The organism is Kerstersia sp., from assembly GCF_052103615.1.
Taxonomy (GTDB): domain Bacteria; phylum Pseudomonadota; class Gammaproteobacteria; order Burkholderiales; family Burkholderiaceae_B; genus Kerstersia.
The window spans coordinates 1-3,527 of record NZ_JBQEKA010000143.1 but is presented as its reverse complement, the minus strand read 5'-3'; the positions used below and the strand labels follow the sequence as shown (position 1 = coordinate 3,527).

The window sequence follows — 3,527 nt, the reverse complement described above, 5'->3', positions numbered from 1 at the left end:
CCCCATGAGCTTCCTGGTCGAGCAGGCTGGCGGCGCTGCCATTGACGGCCGCCAGCGCATTCTCGATGTCACGCCCACGCAGTTGCACCAGCGCGTGAGTGTGGTGCTGGGTTCACGCAATGAAGTGGAACGTGTCGGGCAATACCACAAGGAAGCGGACGCAGCCCAGCGCTGACCCCTGCGGCTCTGACACCAAACGGCCCGCCCCGTCATGACAGACGGGGCGGGCCGTTTTCCCTTGCAGGCAGGGTCATCACGCTTACTGCGGCGTCACGCTCCAGGCGCCCTCTGCGTTCCGGCTCACCTGCACATCAAAGACAGGGATAGGCGAAAGATTGCCTGCCGTGCCGCGCACAGCGCCAACCGGCAAACGGCGCGTCAGCAATTCGCCGTCTTTGGCGGAAGACAGCTGCACCGTCGCCGTGCGGCCTTCGGCACGCGCGTAATTGTTGATCCCCACCCGGTACAGGCCAGGCTGCAGCACATTGGCATCACAACTGGCGTAGTAATGCTCAGGCCCATAGGCGGTGACATTGTCGGTATCCAGATAACCACTCTGGCCGCGCCGGCTGGAATAATAGACCTGCGCGCCTTGCGGCTCGAAGGTATGCAGGTCCACATCCCCCGTGCCGTCCCAGGTCAGCGTCACCGTGAAGAAACCGGTTTCGCCTGCCGTCGCTGGCGTCTTGAGCTGGCCCAGGGCCTGCTGAATCTGGTTTCTGACCTGCCCGCGCGCGGCGCGGGAAGCATCCAGATAGGTTGCCACCAGTTCATGGCCGGAACGGTCAGCCTTGGAAAACGGAATATCCAGATTGGCGGCGGGCGTGTTGCCGGCGATATGCCGCAGCGCGCCTATCACCAGGTCGATATCAACCGTGGTGTATTCGCCGTTGAGCGTCGGCGCGGCACTGGCAATATGCACGACCTTGGCGCTGTCGCCGGAACCGCTGACCCGGACCGCTTCGGTATAGGCTTTATTGACAAACAAATTGCCCTGCGAATGCGCGACCAGCAGCAGCTTCTTGCGCTCCGTGACCAGCCCCTGGATGCGGGCATTGTGACGGATATAGTCCGACTCGCTGGGCGGCGCTGACGCCAAACCCGCCAGCGCGGCTACCGTTTTGTCCTGGACATGATCCTTCCACGCCGCATAGAGATCGCCGAAGGCCTGATGGCTTTCCTGCAGGCGCTCCCAGAATGACATCTCTCCGGCCCCGCCCAGCATGCTCCAGAAGTATTCCCAGCGCTGATCGAAAATGCCGCCGATCTCCTCGGAGCGCTGCATGAACACCTCCGCCACATCCTCCAGGCGGCTGACATCGGGCCGGTCTTCCAGCTTGCCCGACGTGTTGTAGAACAGCTCGGAAGTGACGCGTTCGTCCTGAAAACGGTCCCCGGCCAGCAGCATCAGGCGCTCCATGCCCTGTGCGGCCTCCGTCGGATCATTCCAGACGCCATTGAAAAAGCCCAGCACATAGCCGCTGGACTCGCACAGACTGCCGCTGCCCTCTTGCGCGGCAGCCAGCGGCACGACACCCAGAGACAAACTGGCGGCGGCCAGCACACCTGCCGCCCAAGCGCGCTGGCGGCGCGCCAGCGGGAACGGAATACGGCGCAACTTATTCATCGCTGCACCCATTACCGTCAGGGGATTTCATGACATAACCGTTGACGGCTTCCATGTAGCGCATATAGGCACGCGCGCGGACTTCGGTATTGGCCGTGCGGTCCCGCATGCCCGTCACGATGTTCTGTCCGTTCAGGACATCCGCTTCGCGGCGCACGACACACTTCACCCCCGCCATCTGCCGCGCCACGACCTGGCGCAAGGCCGGTTCGTCCGCCACATCCACCAGCAGGGCCTGCTGATTGGCGGCTGCCAGTTGCAGCAAGGCTTGCTGCTGGCTATCGCTGGCAGGCAATTGCGCGACCCAGGCCTGAATATCATCACGCACGCCATTGCCATCGGCATCGACGCCCGCCAGACTCGCGCTGCGGTCCAGCGCGGGCAAACTTCCGTCCCGCTCCAGCGCTTCGATGCTCGCAGCCGGGGTGTTGTCTTCGGGAGGAGTCTTGCCGCCGCCTGAATCGCCAGAATCATCCCCGCCGCCACAGGCAGCCAGGGACAGGCTCAAACAAAACGGCGCAAGCCAGGACTTGCGCATGCGGAAATTCATTATGCATTGCTCCACGGAAACAGAGGCTTTTCAGCGCAGCCAGCACTGCCGCCCGCCGGAAAGCCCTGTATGGCAAAAGAAACTGCCCGGCCCGGGCACGCCTGAATCAAGCGCGCCCGGGCCTGGGCAGCGGATCAAAAAATCCGCTGCATTCTAGTCCGGCAAGAGCCAAACAAATTATTTCCATTGTGTCTGTGCGTAGCGCAGCCCGCTGGGATAGGGCCGCGCAGACCTGGCGCGCCAGATGGGTCCGGGGGTTGGGCCAGAACGGCGATTGCTTCCGCTAGGGCAACAGAATCGTCGCGCCTGTCGTTTCGCGATTTTGCAGCGCATCCTGCGCCCGTCCAGCCTCGGCCAGCGGCGCGCGCCGCGAGATTTGCGCCGACAGCTTGCCCGCCAGCACCAGTTCAAACAGTTCGTCCGCCGCAGCCTGCAAGGCTACCGTGGTGGCGATATGCGTGGCCAGCGTGGGCCGCGTCACATACAGGGAACCCTTGGCAGCCAGTATCCCCAGATTCACCCCCGTCACCGGGCCGGAGGCATTCCCGAAGCTGACCATCAAACCGCGCGGCGCCAAGCAATCCAGGGAATCCTCCCAGGTGTCCTTGCCCACACCGTCATACACCACAGGCACTTTGTGCCCGTCCGTCAGTTCCAGCACACGGCGCGCAATATTTTCCCTGGAGTAGTCGATCACCTGCCAGGCGCCCGCGGCCAATGCCCGCTCCGCTTTTTCGGGGCTGGACACCGTGCCGATCAGTTTGACACCCAATGCCTTGGCCCATTGGCAGGCCAGCAAACCCACCCCGCCAGCCGCCGCATGAAACAAAATGGTCTCGCCGCCTTGCAGGCGATAGGTCTGGCGGAACAGGTATTGCACCGTCAGCCCCTTGAGCATCAGCGCTGCCGCGGCCTCATCACTGACACCTGCCGGCACTTTGACGAGACGGCCTGCATCCATATTGCGCACCGTGGCATAGGCGCCCAGCTCGCTTTGCCCGTAAGCCACCCTATCGCCCAGCGCCAGACGCGTCACGCCCGCCCCGACCGCAATGACCTCGCCGGCAGCCTCATAGCCCAGGCCATGCGGCAACGGCTGCTGGTACAGACCGGTACGGAAATAGATATCTATGAAATTCAGGCCGACGGCTGTCTGCCGGATCGTTACCTCCCCTGGCGCTGGCGGCGGCACCTCGATATCCGCCCATTCCAGCACTTCAGGGCCGCCGTAACAGCGGATACGCATTGCCTTGGCCGGTGTACTCATGTCCTTGCTCCTGTCCAGGGGTTATCACGTTGCGGCGGGCACGGAAGCGAGTCAGGCAGGCAGAGTCGCGCGGCACCCGGGTT

The 3,527-nt window shown here is 63.4% G+C and carries 3 protein-coding genes and 1 pseudogene; 1 reads left to right on the top strand and 3 read right to left on the bottom strand.

The window, feature by feature from the left end; genetic code table 11:
• Window positions 1-175 (top strand): annotated as a pseudogene (locus ACTJGZ_RS15955) (class 1 fructose-bisphosphatase); the annotation flags it as partial.
• Window positions 176-259: 84 nt separating this feature from the next.
• On the opposite strand, the gene ACTJGZ_RS15950 reads toward ACTJGZ_RS15955, so the two are convergent.
• The 3 genes from ACTJGZ_RS15950 to ACTJGZ_RS15940 all read right to left on the bottom strand — a co-directional run bounded on the left by ACTJGZ_RS15950 (window position 260) and on the right by ACTJGZ_RS15940 (window position 3,444).
• Window positions 260-1,627: a YfaP family protein gene (locus ACTJGZ_RS15950; protein WP_441663875.1), complete on the bottom strand. Its 1,368-nt coding sequence runs from the start codon at window positions 1,625-1,627 to the stop codon at window positions 260-262.
• Complete coding sequence (locus tag ACTJGZ_RS15945; protein ID WP_441663874.1) at window positions 1,620-2,165, bottom strand: hypothetical protein; 546 nt, start codon at window positions 2,163-2,165, stop codon at window positions 1,620-1,622. The genes ACTJGZ_RS15950 and ACTJGZ_RS15945 overlap by 8 nt, the downstream gene beginning before the upstream one ends.
• A 295-nt stretch (window positions 2,166-2,460) precedes the next feature.
• Window positions 2,461-3,444: a quinone oxidoreductase family protein gene (locus ACTJGZ_RS15940; protein WP_441663873.1), complete on the bottom strand. Its 984-nt coding sequence runs from the start codon at window positions 3,442-3,444 to the stop codon at window positions 2,461-2,463.
• Between the last annotated feature and the right edge of the window lie 83 nt (window positions 3,445-3,527).

Coding starts and splice junctions, on each gene's coding strand:
- ACTJGZ_RS15945 (WP_441663874.1), bottom strand. CDS start 2,165: ATGCGCAAGTCCTGGCTTGCGCCGTTTTGTTTGAGCCTGTCCCTGGCT.
- ACTJGZ_RS15950 (WP_441663875.1), bottom strand. CDS start 1,627: ATGAATAAGTTGCGCCGTATTCCGTTCCCGCTGGCGCGCCGCCAGCGC.
- ACTJGZ_RS15940 (WP_441663873.1), bottom strand. CDS start 3,444: ATGAGTACACCGGCCAAGGCAATGCGTATCCGCTGTTACGGCGGCCCT.